Origin of the sequence: Microbacterium sp. 4R-513, from assembly GCF_011046485.1 — a bacterium.
GTDB lineage: Bacteria > Actinomycetota > Actinomycetes > Actinomycetales > Microbacteriaceae > Microbacterium.
In genome coordinates this window covers 3,104,419-3,122,582 of sequence record NZ_CP049256.1, presented here as the reverse complement: position 1 = coordinate 3,122,582, position 18,164 = coordinate 3,104,419, and the positions used below count along the sequence as shown (strand labels likewise).

General features: G+C 70.3%; 14 protein-coding genes and 1 pseudogene. 6 read left to right on the top strand and 9 right to left on the bottom strand.

The window, feature by feature from the left end:
- The 4 genes from G5T42_RS13730 to G5T42_RS13715 all read right to left on the bottom strand — a co-directional run bounded on the left by G5T42_RS13730 (window position 1) and on the right by G5T42_RS13715 (window position 4,688).
- Complete coding sequence (locus tag G5T42_RS13730) at window positions 1–768, bottom strand: fumarylacetoacetate hydrolase family protein (protein ID WP_165129338.1); 768 nt, start codon at window positions 766–768, stop codon at window positions 1–3.
- A gap of 118 nt (window positions 769–886) precedes the next feature.
- Entirely contained in the window at window positions 887–1,993 is a 1,107-nt protein-coding gene (locus tag G5T42_RS13725; RefSeq protein WP_165129336.1) for a branched-chain amino acid aminotransferase, read from the bottom strand.
- Between the two features lie 51 nt (window positions 1,994–2,044).
- Entirely contained in the window at window positions 2,045–3,097 is a 1,053-nt protein-coding gene (locus G5T42_RS13720) for a 3-isopropylmalate dehydrogenase (protein ID WP_165129334.1), read from the bottom strand.
- Window positions 3,098–3,137: 40 nt separating this feature from the next.
- On the bottom strand, window positions 3,138–4,688 hold the full coding sequence (locus tag G5T42_RS13715; RefSeq protein WP_206535644.1) for an MFS transporter: 1,551 nt from the start codon (window positions 4,686–4,688) through the stop codon (window positions 3,138–3,140).
- A 63-nt stretch (window positions 4,689–4,751) separates the two neighbouring features.
- Between G5T42_RS13715 and G5T42_RS18025 the strand changes: the two are divergent.
- A pseudogene (locus tag G5T42_RS18025) lies at window positions 4,752–4,862 on the top strand (TetR/AcrR family transcriptional regulator); the annotation flags it as partial.
- A 238-nt stretch (window positions 4,863–5,100) separates the two neighbouring features.
- Window positions 5,101–5,298 (top strand): hypothetical protein, encoded by a 198-nt coding sequence (locus G5T42_RS17780; RefSeq protein WP_241246094.1) that lies wholly within the window; start codon window positions 5,101–5,103, stop codon window positions 5,296–5,298.
- A gap of 73 nt (window positions 5,299–5,371) precedes the next feature.
- Here G5T42_RS17780 and serA read toward each other — a convergent pair whose 3' ends face one another.
- The 3 genes from serA to G5T42_RS13695 form a co-directional block, all read right to left on the bottom strand.
- Window positions 5,372–6,976, bottom strand: a complete 1,605-nt coding sequence (gene serA, locus G5T42_RS13705; protein WP_165129332.1) for a phosphoglycerate dehydrogenase — start codon at window positions 6,974–6,976, stop codon at window positions 5,372–5,374.
- Window positions 6,977–7,106: 130 nt separating this feature from the next.
- A complete protein-coding gene (locus tag G5T42_RS13700) occupies window positions 7,107–7,451 on the bottom strand; it encodes a bacitracin resistance protein (RefSeq protein WP_241245832.1) in 345 nt (114 codons plus the stop codon).
- On the bottom strand, window positions 7,448–7,990 hold the full coding sequence (locus G5T42_RS13695) for a DNA polymerase III subunit gamma/tau (RefSeq protein WP_165129330.1): 543 nt from the start codon (window positions 7,988–7,990) through the stop codon (window positions 7,448–7,450). Before G5T42_RS13695 ends, G5T42_RS13700 begins: the two co-directional genes overlap by 4 nt.
- 98 nt (window positions 7,991–8,088) lie before the next feature.
- Between G5T42_RS13695 and G5T42_RS13690 the strand changes: the two genes are divergently transcribed.
- The gene (locus tag G5T42_RS13690; protein WP_165129328.1) at window positions 8,089–8,925 is read left to right on the top strand and encodes a class II glutamine amidotransferase; all 837 of its coding nucleotides are present in this window, start codon (window positions 8,089–8,091) and stop codon (window positions 8,923–8,925) included.
- Window positions 8,926–8,938: 13 nt separating this feature from the next.
- Here G5T42_RS13690 and G5T42_RS13685 read toward each other — a convergent pair whose 3' ends face one another.
- Window positions 8,939–9,268, bottom strand: coding sequence for a hypothetical protein (locus G5T42_RS13685; protein WP_165129326.1), 330 nt, complete (start codon window positions 9,266–9,268; stop codon window positions 8,939–8,941).
- Window positions 9,269–9,380: 112 nt separating this feature from the next.
- Here G5T42_RS13685 and G5T42_RS13680 point away from each other — a divergent pair, with 112 nt between their 5' ends.
- The gene (locus G5T42_RS13680) at window positions 9,381–11,981 is read left to right on the top strand and encodes a BTAD domain-containing putative transcriptional regulator (RefSeq protein ID WP_165129324.1); all 2,601 of its coding nucleotides are present in this window, start codon (window positions 9,381–9,383) and stop codon (window positions 11,979–11,981) included.
- Window positions 11,893–13,572, top strand: coding sequence for a hypothetical protein (locus tag G5T42_RS13675; RefSeq protein WP_165129322.1), 1,680 nt, complete (start codon window positions 11,893–11,895; stop codon window positions 13,570–13,572). The genes G5T42_RS13680 and G5T42_RS13675 overlap by 89 nt, the downstream gene beginning before the upstream one ends.
- Before the next feature lie 53 nt (window positions 13,573–13,625).
- Here the strand turns inward: G5T42_RS13675 and G5T42_RS13670 are convergent, their stop codons facing one another.
- A complete protein-coding gene (locus G5T42_RS13670) occupies window positions 13,626–13,820 on the bottom strand; it encodes a hypothetical protein (RefSeq protein WP_165129320.1) in 195 nt (64 codons plus the stop codon).
- 166 nt (window positions 13,821–13,986) lie between these two features.
- Here G5T42_RS13670 and G5T42_RS13665 point away from each other — a divergent pair, with 166 nt between their 5' ends.
- Complete coding sequence (locus G5T42_RS13665; RefSeq protein WP_165129318.1) at window positions 13,987–18,162, top strand: BTAD domain-containing putative transcriptional regulator; 4,176 nt, start codon at window positions 13,987–13,989, stop codon at window positions 18,160–18,162.
- The last annotated feature ends 2 nt before the right edge of the window (window positions 18,163–18,164 follow it).

Here is an 18,164-nt window from a genome sequence, read left to right as displayed (position 1 = left end):
TCAGGCCGCGCGAGCGGTGTTGCGGAGTGTGCCGAGGCCGGTGATCTCGACCTCGACCGTGTCGCCTGCGACGATCTGCCCGACGCCGGCCGGGGTGCCGGTCAGGATCACATCACCGGGAAGCAGCGTGAAGGCAGCCGACGCGTACTCGATGATCTCGGCGAGCGAGAAGATCATGTCGCTGATCGGCCCCTGCTGCCGGACTTCGCCGTTGAGGCGCGTCGTGATGACGGCGTCGCCCTCGACATCGAACTCGGTCTCGATCGCCGGACCGAGCGGGCACGAGGTGTCGAACCCCTTCGCGCGAGCCCACTGGCCATCGGACTTCTGCCAGTCGCGGGCGGTCAGGTCGTTCCCGATCGTGTAGCCGAAGACGTAGTCGAGGGCGTCGGCGGCCGACACGTTCTTCGCGATGCGGCCGATCACGGCGGCGAGCTCGCCCTCGAAGCTGATGAAGTCCGAGTGGCCGGGGAGGGTTACGGCATCACCCGGTCCGACGACGGCGGTGTTGGGCTTGAAGAAGAGCATCGGCGCGGTCGGAACGTCGTTGCCCATCTCGGCCGCGTGATCGCGGTAGTTGCGGCCGACGCACACCACCTTGGAACGCGGGATCACCGGCGCGAGCAGGGCGACATCGCGCAACGGGACGCGCTCCCCCGTCGTGTCGAAGCCCGCGAACATGGGGTCTCCCGAAAGGACGACGAGCTCGCCCTCGTCGACGATTCCGTACCTGATGGCGTCCTGGTGGCTGAAGCGGGCGATTCTCACGCCCTCGAGCCTACTCAGCGCCCGGGACGTTTCGTCTCGCTCCGCCCGCTCAACGACCGGGGGCGGCCGGAGACGAGGAGGGACGGATGCCGCGGCATCCGTCCCTCCCGAGCCGATGTCAGGCGTCGAGGCGCAGCAGCCAGCCGTGCTTGTCTTCGCGGCGACCGTACTGGATGTCGGTGAGCTCCTCGCGAAGCGACAGGGCGAGCGTGCCCGAGGGCTGCTCGTCGAGGAAGTCCTTGCCCTTGAGGAGACCGATCGGGGTGACGACGGCGGCCGTGCCGCACGCGAACACCTCGACGATGTCGCCCGAGGCGACCCCCTGCCGCCACTCGTCGAACGAGACGGCGCGGCCTTCCACCTTGTGTCCGCGGTCGATCGCCAGCTGGAGGATCGAGTCGCGGGTGATGCCCTCGAGGATCGAGTCGGACTGCGGCGTGACGATCGTGCCGTCCTTGTAGACGAAGACGATGTTCATGCCGCCCAGCTCTTCGACGTTGCGGTCCTGGTCGAGGAACACGACCTGGTCGCACTCGTTCTCGTAGGCCTCGGACTGCGGCAGCAGGCTGGCGGCGTAGTTGCCGCCCGTCTTCGCCGCTCCGGTGCCGCCCTTGCCGGCCCGCGCGTAGTCCTCGCTGAGCCAGATCGAGACCGGCTTCGCGCCGCCCTTGAAGTAGGCTCCCGCCGGCGATGCGATGAGGTAATAGGCGACCTTGTGCGCGGGACGCACACCGAGGAACGCCTCTTTGGCGAACATGAACGGCCGCAGGTACAGGCTCTGGTCCTCGCCCGACGGCACCCACGCTCCGTCGACCGCGATCAGCTCTCGGAGCGACTGGATGAAGTACGGGGCGGGCAGTTCGGGCAGTGCGAGCCGTCGCGCCGAACGCTGGAGGCGACGGGCGTTCTGGTCCGGGCGGAAGGTGTGGATCGAGCCGTCGGCGTGCCGATAGGCCTTGATGCCCTCGAAGATCTCCTGCCCGTAGTGCAGCACCGCCGCAGCCGGGTCGAGCGTGATCGGGCCGTAGGGCGAGACGCGCGGACGGTGCCAGCCGCCGTTCACCGACCAGCAGATGTCGACCATGTGGTCGGTGAAGCTCGTGCCGAAGCCGGGGTTCTCGAGGATCCGGTCGCGCTCGGCGGTCGTCCTGGCAGCGAGGTTCTTCGTGACGGCGAACTCGAGGGGGGCGAGTCCGGTGTCGGGATCTGAATCGATGAGGGTCATGTCGTGTCCTGGCTCTGAGTCTGGTGCGGCGACGTCGGCGCGGCTTCCAGGTTACGCCTGGAGCCGCGCGGCGATGGCGTCGCCGATCTGCGCGGTGGTGCGGGCCGCAGCGCCGCGGGAGGCGATGTCGTCCTCGACCGCGCGGGTCACGCGGTCGGCTTCGTCCCGCAGCCCGAGATGGTCGAGCAGGAGGGCGATGGACAGGATCGCGGCCGTGGGATCGGCCTTCTGCTGTCCTGCGATGTCGGGCGCCGATCCGTGCACGGGCTCGAACATCGAGGGGAAAGCGCCGTCGGGGTTGATGTTGCCCGAAGCGGCGAGGCCGATGCCACCGGTGACGGCGCCGGCCAGGTCAGTCAGGATGTCGCCGAAGAGGTTGTCGGTGACGATCACGTCGAATCGACCGGGGTTCGTGACCAGGTAGATCGTGGCCGCATCGACGTGGATGTAGTCTACGGCGACTTCGGGATGCTCCTTCGCCACCTCGTCGACGACGCGCTTCCAGATGCCGCCCGCGTGCACGAGGACGTTCGTCTTGTGCACGAGAGTCAGCTTCTTGCGACGTCGCTCGGCGAGCTCGAAGGCGTACCGCACGACGCGCTCGACGCCGAAGGCGGTGTTGACGGACGTCTCGTTCGCCACCTCGTGCGGTGTGCCGCGCCGGATCGAACCGCCGTTGCCGACGTACGGCCCTTCCGTTCCCTCGCGGACGACGACGAAGTCGATGTCGCCGGGCTCGGCGAGCGGACCGGGTGCACCGGGGTACAGCTTCGATGGCCGCAGGTTGACGTAGTGGTCGAGCTCGAACCGCAGCTTTAGCAGCAGTCCGCGTTCGATGTTCGCGTCCTTCAGTCGCGGGTCGCCGGGCACTCCCCCGACGGCGCCGAGCAGGATCGCATCGTGACCCTTGATGGAGTCGAGGTCGGCATCCGTCAGCGTGTCGCCCGTGTCGAGGAAGCGTGCGGCCCCCAGCGCGAAGCGGGTCTTGTCGAACTGGATGCCGCTGCCCGCAGTGGCGGCGTCCAGCACCTTCTCCGCCTCGGCGATGACCTCGGGACCGATGCCGTCACCCGGGATGACGGCGAGCTTCACGACACGCGACATTGCTCTCCTTGCGTGGGGATGCGCCGCGGACTCCTGCGGATCAGTGCTCCGGTGGCGCGGTGCGGGACCTCTCCAGAGTAGTGGCCGCGACGATCGCGGCCACGGCCACGAGCGCGGCCCCGATCAGCGCCGTCACGGTGACGCCCGCATCGAACGCGTGGGACGCGGCATCCCGAACCGCCTGACCGACGGAGCCGCCCAGTGTGTCCGCCGTGTGCATGGCCCCGGCGAGGGTCTCGCGCGCGGCGTCGGCGGCATCGGCACTGAGCTCCGGCGGAAGGACGAGTCCCGTCCGGTACAGGGCGGTGAGCAGGCCGCCGAGTACGGCGGTGCCGAGGACGGCGCCGAGTTCGTACGCCGTCTCGGACACCGCACTGGCGGCACCGGCCTTCTCGGGCGGCGCGCTCGAGAGGATGAGCTCGTTCGAGACGGTCTCGGCCATGCCAATGCCGATGCCGAGCGCGACGAAGGCCGCGACGATGGCGACCAGGGAGTCGCTGCCTGCGACGAGGGCGATCGTCACGTATCCGCCGATCGACAGCAAGAGGGCGCCGGGCACCACCACGCGGGGCGAGAAGCGCTTCGAGATCGGCACCACGACGAGTCCCGCGACGATCATGGCGGCGAGCCCCGGCACGAGGGCGAAGCCCGCCTCCATCGGCGACAGGCCGACGATGAGCTGCAGATGCTGCGCGACGAAGAACAGGAAGCCGACGAGCGCGACCACGCTGAGGAGGTTGACGAGCAGCGCTCCCGTGAAGGTCGCACGGCGGAAGAGCCGCATGTCGAGCATCGGCGTCTCGGCCCGCAGCTGTCGACGGACGAACAGGATGCCGAAGCCGACGCCGACGAGGAAGAGCACGACGACCGTCGGGCTGATCCCGTGGACGGCGACCTCCTTGATGCCGTAGACGATGGGCACCATGGTGCCCAGCGACAGCGCGATGCTCACCGGATCGATGCGTCCGGGCCTGGGGTCGCGGCTCTCGGGAACGAGGATCGGCGCGAGGACGAGAAGCGGCACGAGGACGGGCACGGCCATCAGGAAGACCGAGCCCCACGCGAAGTGAGCGAGAAGGAACCCGCCGACGATCGGCCCGAGGGCGGAGCCCGCAGAGAACATCGACGCCCAGATGGCGATCGCCAGGCGGCGCTGATCGCGGTCCGTGAAGATGCTGCGCAGCAGTGACAGCGTCGAGGGCATGAGCATCGCGCCGAAGACGCCCATCGCGGCGCGCGCGGCGATGAGCCACGCGGCGGTCGGGGCGAAGGCGGCGAGTCCCGAGACCAGGGCGAAGCCGGTCGCGCCGATGAGCAGCATTCGTCGACGTCCGAAGCGGTCGCCGAGCGTGCCCATCGTGACGAGCAGGCTCGCGAGCACGAGCGGGTACGCGTCGATGATCCACAGCTGCTCCGTGCCGGACGGTTCCAGGTCGAGCGCGATCTGCGGGAGTGCGAAGCTCAGCACCGTGTTGTCGACCGAGACCAGCAGCACGGGCAGCATGAGAACGACGAGCGCCGCCCAGCCGCGCCAGCCGACGCCCTCGGCTCGCTCGTCGGCGATGCGGAGTTCCTGCGTGAGAGTCATCATTTGTATACCGTCCAGCCGGTATAGTATCAGGCGTCAGGCGGCGGTGTCGATACGATCGAGCCCATGAGTCGCCCTCCCCTGGCCCGCGAGAAGGTGCTCGATGCCTTCGAGCGGATCCTCGTCGAAGAGGGTGAGCGCGCGGCCACGATGGATGCCACCGCCAAGGCCGCCGGGGTTTCCAAGGGCGGCCTGCTGTACCACTTCGGCACCAAGGAGGCTCTCGAGGAGGCCGTGGTCGCACGGCTTCACGAGCTGGTCGACGCGGATGTCGCGGCGATGGCCGCTGCGCCAGAGGGGCCGATCGCCTACTTCCTGCGGTCGTCGGCGATGGAGAACGACCCGCTGGATCGCGCGGTGCTCGCCGTTTCACGTCTCGCCCAGGGCGGCAGCCCCGCCGCAGCCGAGGCGCTCCGTGGCATCCGCGACCTCTGGGCCGACGCGCTGCGCGACGAGGACGAAGGACGAGACCGCCCTGGATCTCGTGATGCTCGTGAGCGACGGGCTCTACTTCAACAACGCCCTGTCGGGCGGCGCGATCCCCGGGCCGGTCCCCCGCGGCAGCGCGATGGACGCGCTCGTCGACCTCGTCGAGCGCGCCGCGCGCGGCTGAGACACGGCGTGGGTGAGCTGCAGGACGGTGACCGGTTGGATGCCTCGGCCGAGGCATCCAACCGTCCGACGCGTCAGACCTCGGCGATCTCGATCTGCCGGAAGAGGTCGGCGCCCGTCGCCTTGCGCATCTCGTCGAGGATCTCGTCGGGCACCGGCGAGTCGACCGTCAGCACCGAGAGGGCCCGGCCGCTCGAGTCTGGGTGCGCGACCTGCAGACCGGCGATGTTGATGTCGGCGTCGCCGAGCTCCTTGCCGTAGATCGCGACGATGCCGGGGCGGTCGGCGTACCGCATGACGATGTGGTGGCGCTCGAACGGCACCTCGATCTCGTAGCCGTTGATGCCGACGACCTTCGGCACCATGCGGGTGCCGGCGAGCGTGCCCTCGACCTCGAGGGTCGAGCCGTCGGCGAGCGTCCCGCGGAGGATCGTGATGTTGCGGTAGAGCGGGCTCTCGGCCTCGACGATGAGTCGCGTCTCGATGCCGCGCTGCTCGGCGAACAGAGGTGCGTTCACGTACGAGACGTTCTCGCTCACGATGTTCGTGAAGATGCCCTTGAGCGCCGCGAGCCGGTAGACGCTGACGTCGTAGGCCGCGAGCTCGCCGCGCACCTCGATGTCGAGGCTCGTGAGCGCCGAATGCGCCAACCCGGTGAAGAACTGGCCGAGCATCTCGACGAGCGCGATGCCGGGACGAACGAACGGGTCGATGACACCGCCCGCCACGTTGACGGCGTCGGGCACGAGGTCGCCCTCGAGCGCGAGCTTGACCGACCGTGCGACCGAGACGCCCGCCTTCTCCTGCGCCTCGTCGGTGCTGGCCCCGAGGTGCGGCGTGACGACGACGTTGGGAAGGCCCGCGAGCCGCGCGGCGGCGGTGTCGGGCTTCGGCGGCTCACTGGTGAAGACGTCGAGGCCCGCACCGGCGATCTCGCCGGTCGTGAGGGCCGAGAAGAGCGCCTCCTCGTCGATGAGCCCGCCGCGGGCGACGTTCACGACGTAGGCGGTCGGCTTCATCAGCTTGAGCTGCGCCTCGCCGATCATGCCGGTCGTCTCGGGGGTCTTCGGCATGTGCACGGTGACGAAGTCGCTCTGCGCGAGCACGTCGTCGAAAGACAGGAGCTCGATGCCGAGCTGCTGCGCGCGCGTCGGGGTGACGTAGGGGTCGTAGCCGACGACACGCACGCCGAAGGCCTTGAGACGCTCGGCGACGAGAGCGCCGATGCGGCCGAGGCCGAAGATTCCGACGGTCTTCTCGAAGAGCTCTGTGCCGGTGAACGAGCTGCGCTTCCACTGGCCGGCCGCGAGCGAGGCGTGAGCGGCGGGGATGTGTCGCGCGAGGCTCAGGATGTGGCCGACCGTGAGCTCCGCGGCCGAGATGATGTTCGACGTCGGGGCGTTCACGACCATGACGCCCGCCGACGTGGCCGACTTGATGTCGACGTTGTCGAGGCCGACTCCGGCGCGAGCGACGACCTTCAGCGCCGGAGCGGCCGCGATGGCCTCGGCGTCGATCTTCGTCGCCGAGCGGATGAGCACGGCGTGCGCGTCCGCGAGAGCGGCGAGCAGGGCGGGACGATCGGTTCCGTCGACGTTGCGCACGTCGAAGTCGGGGCCGAGGGCGTCGATCGTGGCGGGTGAGAGTTCTTCGGCGATCAGGACGACGGGCTTGGACACAGCGGAAGACCTTCGGAGCGGGTGCACGACGGCAGAGGCGGTGGGGATGCCGCGCCGCACGTCGTCGGGGCCGGCTGTGTCAGCCTACCGTGACCGCACGAGAGCCACCGACCGTGTGACGTCGGCCGCCTCAGCCGCCGTAGAGCGCGGTGGAAGCCGCGGCGTAGGCGAAGATGTTGAGCCAGAAGGCGGCGACCAGGCCGAGGCCCGTGAGCAGGACCAGCGCGAACTGGCCGGCATTGCGTCGCCATCCGATCGCGAAAGCCGCCGCGAACACGACGAGCGGGAAGACGATCGGAAGCAGCAGCACGAACCAGCCGTAGCCGCTCAGACCCTCGACGCCGCTCGCCTGCTGGACGAGGAACGCCACCGCCGACCAGACGACATAGGCGTAGAGCAGGAGGAAGACCCCGGCGATCGTCGCGATGAGCCAGACCGGAAGGATCGGTCGGCGCGTGGACTCCACAGTGCTCACAGGAACGCTCCCGCCAGGACGAAGGGCCACGGAATGAGGAGGACCGCGCCGGCCGCGAGGAGGGTGAACCGCAGCCAGGCGCGGCCGCCCCTCGTCAGCCAGAACACCGTCGCAAACCACAGGGGTAGCGCGAGGACAGCGAGCCACAGCGTGATCTGGAAGGCGATCGGCTCGAGGAACAGCTGCGCGACGAGCTGCAGTCGGGCGGCGCCGAGGAGCCAGCCGAGCGTGAGCAGCAGATAGACGCCGGCGAAGATCCCGATGCCGATGAGCGCCGCATTGCCCATCGCGCGGGGCTCGGCATCCATGTCATCGCTGGTTATGACGCTCGTCGCCTCGTCGCGCTCCCCCGCCGCAGGTGCCAGGCTCTCGCTCCCCTTCCCCACCGCGCGGTACCCGGCGGGCAGAGAGGTTCCGGTCACCGGCAATGAGGACGCGGCATCCGTCTCGATCTCGTCGTCCCGCGTGGCCCCGACGTCGAGCGTGGGGTCGTCGTCACCGTCCCACGTGAGGGCGTCGTCGTCGCGTCCGGCAGTCACGCGATCCAGCGTAGCCGCGGCGCGTCGCCCCGCCGTCCGGCCGCACCGCTACCCTCGGCACCAGAGGCGCCGACGCCGGCGCCGGCAGGGGGTGTCGTATGTGTCGTTGGCTGGCGTACGCGGGTGAGGCCATCCAGCCGTCGAAGCTGATCCTCGAGACCCGACATTCGCTCGTCGCCCAGGCCCTCGATTCGCCGCTCGGGTTCGAGACCGTGAACGGCGACGGCTTCGGATTCGGGTGGTACCCGAAGGATGCTGCGCCCGACGCGCCGCCCGCGACCTTCCACAGCATCGAGCCGGCGTGGCACGACGAGAACCTGCGCGAGATCGCGGGGGCCGTCGAGAGCCCGCTCTTCTTCGCCCATGTCCGCGCGGCGGCCGGGCCGCCGATCCAGCAGACGAACTGCCACCCCTTCCGCCACGGACGCTGGCTCTTCATGCACAACGGCGGGCTCGCGCACTTCGCCCGCATGCGGCGCGACCTCATGCTGGAGATCGACCCCGAGCTCTTCCCGCTGGTCCGCGGCACGACCGACTCGGAGGTCCTCTTCCATCTCGCGATCACGCACGGCCTCGAGCAGGATCCCGTGAGGGGCCTCGGCCGGGCGGTACGACGGGTCGAAGAGGTCGGTGCGGAGCTCGGCATCCCGGATCCCGTGCAGGGCACGTTCGCCGTCAGCGACGGCCGGACGCTCTGGGCGTTCCGGTACTCGACCGCCCACCGCTCGCGCACCCTCTTCCATTCGGTCGACGTGGCGACTCTGCGCGAGATGTACCCCGACCTCGAGAGGCTCAATCGCCTCGGGGCGAAGGGCCGCGTCGTCGTGTCGGAGCCGCTGAGCGACCTCCCCGGAGCCTTCATCGAGGTGCCGGAGTCGACCGTCACGATCCTCGACGGCGATGACTTCCGGATGGAGCCCTTCCTCGCCGGCTGAGCGATCCCCGGCGTCATGCGGCGCTGCGCTCCTCCGCCAGGCGGTCGCGCTCCTTCGCGATGTCTTCCTGGATGGTTTGGGTGGCCGACGACGGCCGGAGGCGCTCCCGTTCGGTCGCGATGTCGTCGAGGATGACCTGCGTCGCCGACACGCGGTGGGTCGACGTGCGAGCGAGCCGGATCTGCTCCTCGATCTGGAGGTAAGCGGCCAGTTCGCCCGCGCCGTGCGCGACGGGGTTGACGGTCTCGGTGCGCTCGGCCGTGTTGCAGGCGGCGAGCGAGCCGACGAGGGCGACCAGAAGGGTCGCCGCGAGAACCTTGCGGTTGTTGCGTGTGCTGTTCATGGCTCGAGGTTCCCGCGGCGGGGTACTGCCCTCGTCCGGCGGCGGTACTGTGCCGGTACTGTCGCGGGCGGCGCGCATTGACGCCGCGCGGCGCCGGGATCACACTGCCTTCATGGCCGTCGATGTGCTCGGCCCGCTCGAAGTCGACGCCGGTCCACTCCCGCGGCGGGAACGCGCGATTCTCGCCTCCCTGGTCGTGCGCCGGGGCCTCCCCGTCGAGCCCGACGAGCTCGCCGACGCCGCGTGGGGCGAGCGCCCTCCCGCGACATGGCGGCAGCAGATCAAGACCTCGATCGCCGAGATCCGCGCGAAGCTCGGCCGCGAGGCGATACAGACCGTCGTCGGCGGGTACGTCTTCGCCGGCGAGCCGTCGTCGATCGACGCCGTCCGCTTCGAGGCGCTCGTCGCCGAGGCCCGCGAGCACTCCGTTCGCGGGGAGCCGGATCAGGCGGTGGACGCGTACCGTCATGCCCTGGCACTGTGGCGCGGCCGCGCGTTCGCCGATGTGGCGCAATGGCCGCCCGGCATGGCCGCGGGCGCGCGTCTCGAGCAGATCCGCATCAGCGTCGAGGAGGAGCTGCTCGAGATGCGCCTCGCGGCGGGTGACGCTCGCGCGGTCGTGCAGGATGCCGAGCGGTTGGCGACAGCGGAGCCGCTCCGCGAGGACCGCTGGGCGATCCTCGCGACGGCGCTCTATCAGAGCAACCGCCAGGCCGATGCGCTGACCGCAATTCGCCGGGCGCGCCAGGAGCTGGATGCCGAGCTCGGCATCGACCCCGGCGCACGGCTGCAGGCGCTCGAGACGGCGATCCTCCGCCAGGATCCGAGCCTCGCGGCGCCGAATCGCGGCGACGCCACCGACGCGCCGTGCCCGTATGTCGGGCTTCGCGCGTTCGACGCCGGGGATGCCGAGAACTTCTTCGGAAGGTCGGCCGAGGTCGCGACGATCCTCGAGCGCGTCCGTCCCGGCGCAGTGGCGACGATCACGGGTCCGTCGGGCTCCGGCAAGTCTTCGGTGCTGCGCGCCGGGGTCGTCGCAGGTCTTGCCCGCCGCGGCACGTCGACGCGCGTGATCCACCCCGACGAGGCGGGACTCGCAACCCTCCGCGCGGCCGTCTTCGGCGGGGCACCGGTCGACGTCGTCGCGATCGATCAGTTCGAGGAGGCCGTTCACCTGCCCGGCGACGGCATGGGCGGCTTCGAGACGTCCCTCGGTGACTACCTCGAATCCGGAGGCGCGGTCGTGCTCACGATCCGGTCCGACAGCCTGGATGCCGCGAGCACCCTGCCGCGCATCGGCGCTGCCATCGGACGCGACGTCCTCGTGATGGGGGCTCTGTCGACCGAGGCTCTGCGCGAGGCCATCGAGGAGCCCGCGCGCCGTGCGGGGCTCCGGCTGGAGACGGGGCTCGTGGAGGTGCTGCTCCGCGACGCCGGAGATCGTGCCGCGGTCCTCCCCCACCTGTCGCACGCCCTCGTGGAGACGTGGGCCCGTCGTGTCGGCGCGACGCTCACCGTCGACGGCTACGAGGCGTCCGGCGGCATCACGGGGTCCATCGCGCAGGCCGCCGAGGAGTGCTTCCAGGCCCTGTCGCCACCTGATCAGACGGTATGCCGTGCGGTGCTCTTGCGCCTGGTGGACCGCAGTCCGGACGGCACGACGAGCCGTCGGCGCGTCCCTACGAAGGCTCTGCTCGAGGATGCCGCGCGCACGCGGGTCGTCGAGCAGCTCATCGGGACGCGGCTTCTCGCGATCGACGACGTCAGCATCATGATCGCCCACGAGGCCGTCGCCTCCGCCTGGCCCCGGCTCGACCGCTGGCTGGACGACGATGCGGAAGGGGTGCGACTGCTTCGCCGGCTGGAGGCCGATGCCCTCGCGTGGGACGCGGCGGGGCGGCCCGACGACGAGCTCCTGCACGGCGCACGCCTGCAGGCGACCCTCGATTGGCGCAGCACCTCGAAACCCGACCTCACGCTCGTGGAACGGGCCTACCTCGACGACTCCGCCGCCCAGGCGGACGGCGAGAGGCGGGCGCTGGAGCAGCGCGCCGCCGCCGACCGGCTGCAGAACCGGCGACTGCGATTCGCACTCGGCGGCGCGGCCGGGCTCCTCTGCATCGCGCTCGTCTCCGGCGGGATCGCCATCGTGCGTGGAAACGACGCCCGCGCGGCGGAGGACGATGCGCGCATCGAGGCCGTGGCCGCGAGCGCGGCCGCCCTGGTCTCCTCCGACCGCGACCTCGCGGCGCTGCTGGCCGCCGAGCTCCATGAGCGGTTCCCCGACGATCCGCGCGCTCGCGCCGCACTGTTCACGGTCCTCTCGGCGCCCGACAGCCCGACGACGAAGATCGCCTTCGCCGCGGACGACCGGATCGCGGCCGCCGTCATCCCGGGCACGTCGCAGTCTCTGGCCGTGATCGACGACCCCGGGGACGGGCCGGCCCGGGCGGAGGTATGGGATCTGCAGACCGGGAAGCTGGTGCGGTCGCTGCCGGCGGAGCTGCCCGACAACCCGACGCCGCGGTCGGGCACCGTCCACATCGACCGCTCCGGGCGCAGCGCCGTCGTCCTCACCCCCCACCTGGATCTCCGGCATGCAGGGGTCCTGCTGTGCGACGGCCGTGTCCGTCGTCGACCTGCGATCGGGCGAGCTCAGAGGTCCGCCCCAGGAGATCCGCTGGGTGCCGGCATCGGAGGCGGCGTTCGGTGAGGACGGGATGACGGTGGCTCTCGGCAACGTGCGGGCGCGGCATCCGATCTGGCTCGACCTCGAGACTCTCGACGTGACGTCGGAGTCGCCGGTGTCACCGCAACGCCCGCCCGACGAAGACCGCCTCGGCGCCGTGGAGGCGCTCTCCGACGGCACCATCGCCGCGGCGCGTCAGCGGGGCGTGGACATTTACGACGCCGGTACGCAGGAGGTGGTGCGGACCTTCGAAGTGCCGGGGGAAGTGTTCCAGTGGAGCTTCGCGCGCGACGACGCGGGAATGCTGCTGACCTCCGGCATCGGAGGGATCGCGCGGCTGGATCCCGCTGATGGGTCCGCGCTCTGGGTTCGTGAAGACGCCGACGGCTGCGAGTCGATCGTGCCGGTTCCGGAGGGCGACACGTTCATCTGCCTGGCCGTGCAGCCGTGGGAGGGCCGGCTCGCGGACGGTCTCCCGACGGGGCGCCGGTTCGACGCCTACGGTGCATCGCTGCAGACGGCGGAGGTCGCCGACGACGGAGCGCTCGTTCTCGTAAGCGACCGTCCGGGGCCGTTCGTGCAGCGATTCCCTCTGGACGGGACAGGTCCGATCACGAGCCGCATCGCCGACGGGAAGGTGGCGATCGGAGGGTTCGCGGATGAGGACACGATCGTCACAGCAGTCCCATATGAGCCAGGTCAGGTCAGGGAGCAGATTGAGACCCTCTGGGACGTCGAATCGGACAGGAGCGTGGGGCCGAGCGCGCTCGCCGTCGACGTCGTGGCGCGTGACGTCGTCGCACGCTGGGGCACCGGCGCCGTCACACCGTTTCTCTCGGACATCCCGGCATCCCGGACGTGGGAGATCGAGGGAGAGCCGATCACGACGGTCGATCTCACGTTCCCCGTGTCGGGCGGGCCGGGGCCGCTCTCCTTCGTCATCTACGATGACTGGATCGCACCCTTCGACCCCGTGTCGGGGCGCTCCTCCGGAGTCCTCCTGGACTTCGCCGAGAAGGACCTCGTGAGCGCCTTCAACGCGCTCTCCATCAACGAGATCCCTGGGCAGAACCGTGCCCTCGTCACGTGGCGCGACAAGCACGAGTCGCAGACCATCACCGGCGTCTACGACCTGACGACCGGCGAGGAGATCGTCCGGGGTCTGCAGGGGGACACGGCATCCATCCCCCTCAACAACGGACAGATCGTCAGCACGAGCGCGAACGGCCTGCGGCTCAGCTCGCCACTACTGGAACCGCTCAGGACGGCCCCCAAGCCGATCGCCGCGGGGGCGGAGTTCGAGCTGAGCGACGACGGGAAGACCCTGCTGCTGACCGGGAGCGGCGGCGTCGCGCTCTACGACGCCGAGACGCTCACCAGCCTGGGAAGCACCGTCGCGGTCGAGCCGTATTACGGCCCCGGTGCGTATCTCAGTCCGAGCGGCGAGCGGATGGTGACCGATCTGGCCGACGGCATCCTGCTGTGGGACCTCGACCCCGATCGCATGGTGGATGCCGTGTGCCGCATGGTCGGCCGTGACTTCACGGCCACCGAGTGGCGCACGTACTTCGGCGAGACCGAGCAGACACCCGTGTGCCCCTCGCCGCGCCGCTGACGTCCATCGATCCGCGGCGAGAGCGCACGGGTGCGGATGCCTCGACCGCGCCCTCAGACCGGCCGCGACCGCACCGCTGCGTGGTGGAAGAGCCTCGTCCACACGGTGACGGCGGCACGCGTGCCGGGTACTGACGGGTCGGCCGCGCTCGACCGCTCGGCCATCCGCCGACGGGTCTCGAGCTCGCGGGCGAGGTCGCGGGCGGCATGCTCCTGCAGCCGATACATCGTGAGCGTGTACTGGTCCACTTCTTCGTCTCCTCGTTCGGATGAGCATTCCGGGGCACCGAGGGGTGCCGACTGATCCGACGTTCGCACCGGCCGGTACTCGTGCGGGGGTCGCCCGGTATCCATCCGGTATCCATGGCCCTCGACATCCATTGACGTGCCCACCGGCCGGTCCCACACTTCATGCATGGCCGTCAAGGTGCTCGGCCCACTCGACACCGGAACGCCGCCCCTGAGCCCGCGGGAGCGCGCGATCCTCAGTGCCCTCGTCGTCCGGCACGGCGAGTCGATGGGACCGTCGGAACTCGCAAGCGCGTATTGGGGCGACGAGCCCCCGCAGACGTGGGCTCAGCAGGTCAAGACAGCGGTGGGGCGCATCCGCTCGCGGCTCGGGCGGGAGTCCGTGCTCACGAAGGGGTCGGAGTACGCGCTCGGGCTCGATCCGGAGTCCATCGATGCCGGGCGCTTCGAACGACTCGTCTCCAGCGCCCGGGGCCACGCGCTGCACGGGGAGCCCGACCGGGCGATCGACAACTACGCCCGAGCGCTCGCGCTGTGGCGGGGTGCCGCCTACCCCGACCTCTCGGACTGGCAGCCCGGGGTCCTCGAGGCGATGCGCCTTGCCGACATCCGCGCCGCGGTCGAGGTGGAACTGCTCGAGCAGCGACTGAAGATCGGCGAGGCGCGTCAGGTGCTTCCTCTCGCCGAGCGGCTGCTTCGCGAGGAGCCCCTCCGCGAGGAGCGCTGGGCTCTGGTGGCGCTCGCGAACTATCAGCTCGATCGTCAGGCCGAGGCCCTTGCGACTCTTCGCGCCGCGCGAGCTCGTCTCCTCGACGAGCTGGGCGTGGAACCCGGTCCGCGCCTTCGCGAGCTCGAACAGCGGATGCTTCGCCGCGACCCGCAACTGGATCCCGTGCTCGACGAACGATCGAGCGCAGCCTGCCCGTATCCGGGGCTCCGCCCGTTCGGCCCGGAGGACGCTGAGGAGTTCTTCGGCCGCGACGACGATGCCGAAGCGATCTTCGACCGGCTCGGACGCAAAGCCGTCGTCACGATCGCCGGCCCTTCGGGCTCGGGCAAGTCGTCGCTTCTCCGCGCGGCGGTGCTGCCTCTGCTCGCCCGCAGGGGCGGCCGCAGCGCTCTCCTCCCGACCGGCGCGACGCCGTCCCTCCTCGCCGAGACGCTCTCGGACCCGTCCGTCGACGTCGTGGCGATCGACCAGGCCGAGGAGTTCATGCGGGGCGACGGCGATTCGCTGACGTGGATGTGCGAGACGCTCGCCGACTGGGTCGCGAACGGTGGATGCCTCGTCCTCACCATCCGCTCGGACTTCCTCGACCGCGCCGCCGCGCTCCCCGCGATCGGCGTCGAGATCGGGAGGGGCGCCTATGTGCTCGGCCCGCTCTCGGAAGCCGCTCTCCGCGACGCCGTCGAGAAGCCCGCGGCACGGGCGGGGCTGCGCGTCGAGCCCGGCCTCGTGGAGCTGATCGTCCGCGACGCCGGCGACCGCAGCTCGACGCTTCCCCACCTCTCGCACGCGCTCTTCGAGACGTGGGCGCGGAGGGAGGGGCGGACGCTCACCGTGGCGGGCTACACGAGCGCGGGCGGTATCGCCGGCGCCATCGCGATGTCGGCGGAGCGCGTGTACCAATCCCTCGAGCCCTCGGAGCGGGACGTCTGCCGCAACCTCATGCTCCGCCTGGTCGCCCGCGAGCCGCACGGGGCCGCCGTTCGTCGGCGGCCGGCGGCTGCGCCCCTCCTGATGGACGTCCGGCGCCGGGACGTCATTGAGCGTCTCGTCGCGACGCGGCTCGTGAGCGCCGACGAAGACTCGGTCGTGATCGCGCACGAAGCGCTCGCCACCGCGTGGCCGCGGCTCGACCGGTGGCTCGACGAGGAGGGCCAGAGTGCGCGGATCCGAGGGATCGTCGTCACGGCGGCCGAGACCTGGGAGGCGAGTGCGCGCTCGAACGACGATCTGCTGCGGGGTGCGCGCCTGCAGGCCGCCCTCGAATGGCGCGAGGAGGAGGACCACGACCTCACCGAGACCGAGAACGCCTTCCTCGACGAGTCGCGCGCACGGGCCGAGACCGAACTTCAGGAGATCACCGAGCGCGCGCGTCGTGACCGCGTTCAGAACCGCCGGCTGCGGTGGGCCCTCGGCGGCTCAGCGGCACTCCTCGTCGCAGCCCTCGCCGCGGGCGGGATCGCCGTCGGCCGCGGTGACGCCGCGGTCAAGGCCGAGGAGGACGCACGCATAGAGGCGATCGCCGGGACGGCAGCCTCCCTGAGGGCGTCGGATCGGGATGCCGCGGCCCTCGTGGCCGCCTCCCTCGCTCAGAAGTACCCCGAGGACGTGCGCGCGAGGTCCGCTCTGCTGAGCACGCTGACCGCGTCCGGCGCCCCCACGACGAAGATCGTCTTCCCGGACGAGGAGTACATCTCGACGGCGCACATCCCGGGCACCGACGAGGTGCTCGTCATCCGCGACCCCGCCGGCGCCGAGTCCGCGCAGCCGCTCGTGGAGGTGTGGAACGCCGTGACCGGAGAGCACGTGGGTGACCTCGATGCGGGACGGCTGCCGAGCGCCCAGACGTCGAATCCCCGGATCATCTTCTTCGACGGGAACAGCGGCACAGCGATCATCGGAACGCCCGCGTGGGTCGAGGGCGACCCGGGCCGATGCTGCCGCACCTTCCTCACGCGGGTGGACATCGGCTCTGACGACCCGGTCGGCGAGACGATCGAACTCGCACTCCCCGTGGGATCGCACGGGGCCTTCTCCCCCGATGGGAAGATGCTCGTGCTCCGGAACGTCATCTCGGACGCGCCGGTGTGGGTCGACATCCCGTCCATGACGTTCGCCACCACCGACCTCCGGGCCGGTGATCTCACTCGGTATGCCGGCGTCATGCGTCAGAGTGCAGCCATGCTCCCCGATGGTCTGGTGGCCCTCGGAACCGGCCGCGGCATCGATCTGTACGATCCCACGACGCGGACGCGAGTGAACCGGATCGCGACCGAGGGCGACGTCTCGACGATCGACCTGCAGGTCGACGCGACCGGCGGGCTGCTCGGTCTCGGACGCGACGGGATAGCCCGCTTCGGCGTCGAGGATCGTCGTCTGGAGTGGCAGCGCCCCTCGACCGACATCCCGGGATGCGGCATCCTGGTCCCGGATCCCACCGACGGGGGGTTCGTGTGCGCCGGCCTCAACGCGGTCGAATACTCCGCCGACGGGGCGCCCACCGGACGACAGTTCTCGGCGCAGTCGTACTGGGTCTGGACCGCGGAGTTCCTGGCCGACGGCTCGCTCATCCTCGGCAACCAGCGGACCACGCCCTTCATCGTGCGGTTCCCCACCGATGGGAGCGGACCGCTCTCGACCCTGGTCGCGCGCGGGCGCGCCGCGGTCGGCGCGTACGCCGACGACACCCTCGTCATCACGATGGACAGTGCCGCGCTGGCGGCCGATACCGCCGGCCAGCAGGTCTGGGACATCGAGCGTGACGTGGCGGTGGGCGAGCCGTCTCCGATCATGTCCGTGGTCGACCGGGGGGTGATCGCACGCTGGGGCGACGGCGAGTTCGAGCTCGCCTCTGCCGACGGGAGAAGCACGTGGCCGCTGGGTGCGACGATCCCCAAGAACGGCATCTACTTCGACGGCGGACCCGGACCGCTCGCCTTCTACGTCGCGGCGGACTCGATCCTGACCTTCGATCCGGAGAGCGGTGAGCAGGTCGGTGCCGAGCTGGATTTCTACGACAAGGACCTCGGCACCTACGCGGTCCAGGTTCACGAGATGCCCGGAATGCGCGCGCTCGTGACGTGGTGGGACAAGGACGAGTACCGCATGATCAGCGCCGTGTTCGATCTGAAGACAGGCGAAGAGCTGCAGCGAGGGCTCTACGGAGCGGAAGGGTCGATCGCGCTCGCCGACGGAGACGTCATCAGCACGACCTCCTCGACGATGCACCGGAGTTCATCGACGCTCGATCCGAAAGCGGTGCTTCCCAAGCCGATCGCGGGCGCGACCGTGTTCGAGTCCAGTGCGGACGGTGACACCATCCTCCTGACCGGCGACGAGGGGCCTGTCGCCCTCTACGACGTCGCGTCGGGGACTCGGCTCGGCGATCCCATCGAGGCGTACTCCACCCGCGCTCTGAGCGCGCAGCTGGCCCCGGACGGCGAGCACATGGTGACCAACGCGCGCGCGGGCGTTCTCGCGTGGGACTTCTCCATCTCCTCGATGATCGAGGCCGCCTGCCGAATGGCCGGCCGGAGCCTCACCGAGACGGAGCAGATGACGTACTTCGGGTCGCTCGAGCTTCCCGAGCCGTGCGCCGCGCGCGAAGACCGATGACC

Bases quoted from the DNA above. Each gene is read 5' to 3' on its own strand.
- G5T42_RS13725 (WP_165129336.1), bottom strand. From the start codon at position 1,993: ATGACCCTCATCGATTCAGATCCCGACACCGGACTCGCCCCCCTCGAG.
- G5T42_RS13720 (WP_165129334.1), bottom strand. From the start codon at position 3,097: ATGTCGCGTGTCGTGAAGCTCGCCGTCATCCCGGGTGACGGCATCGGT.
- G5T42_RS13715 (WP_206535644.1), bottom strand. From the start codon at position 4,688: ATGATGACTCTCACGCAGGAACTCCGCATCGCCGACGAGCGAGCCGAG.
- G5T42_RS13690 (WP_165129328.1), top strand. From the start codon at position 8,089: ATGTGTCGTTGGCTGGCGTACGCGGGTGAGGCCATCCAGCCGTCGAAG.
- G5T42_RS13685 (WP_165129326.1), bottom strand. From the start codon at position 9,268: ATGAACAGCACACGCAACAACCGCAAGGTTCTCGCGGCGACCCTTCTG.
- G5T42_RS13680 (WP_165129324.1), top strand. From the start codon at position 9,381: ATGGCCGTCGATGTGCTCGGCCCGCTCGAAGTCGACGCCGGTCCACTC.
- G5T42_RS13665 (WP_165129318.1), top strand. From the start codon at position 13,987: ATGGCCGTCAAGGTGCTCGGCCCACTCGACACCGGAACGCCGCCCCTG.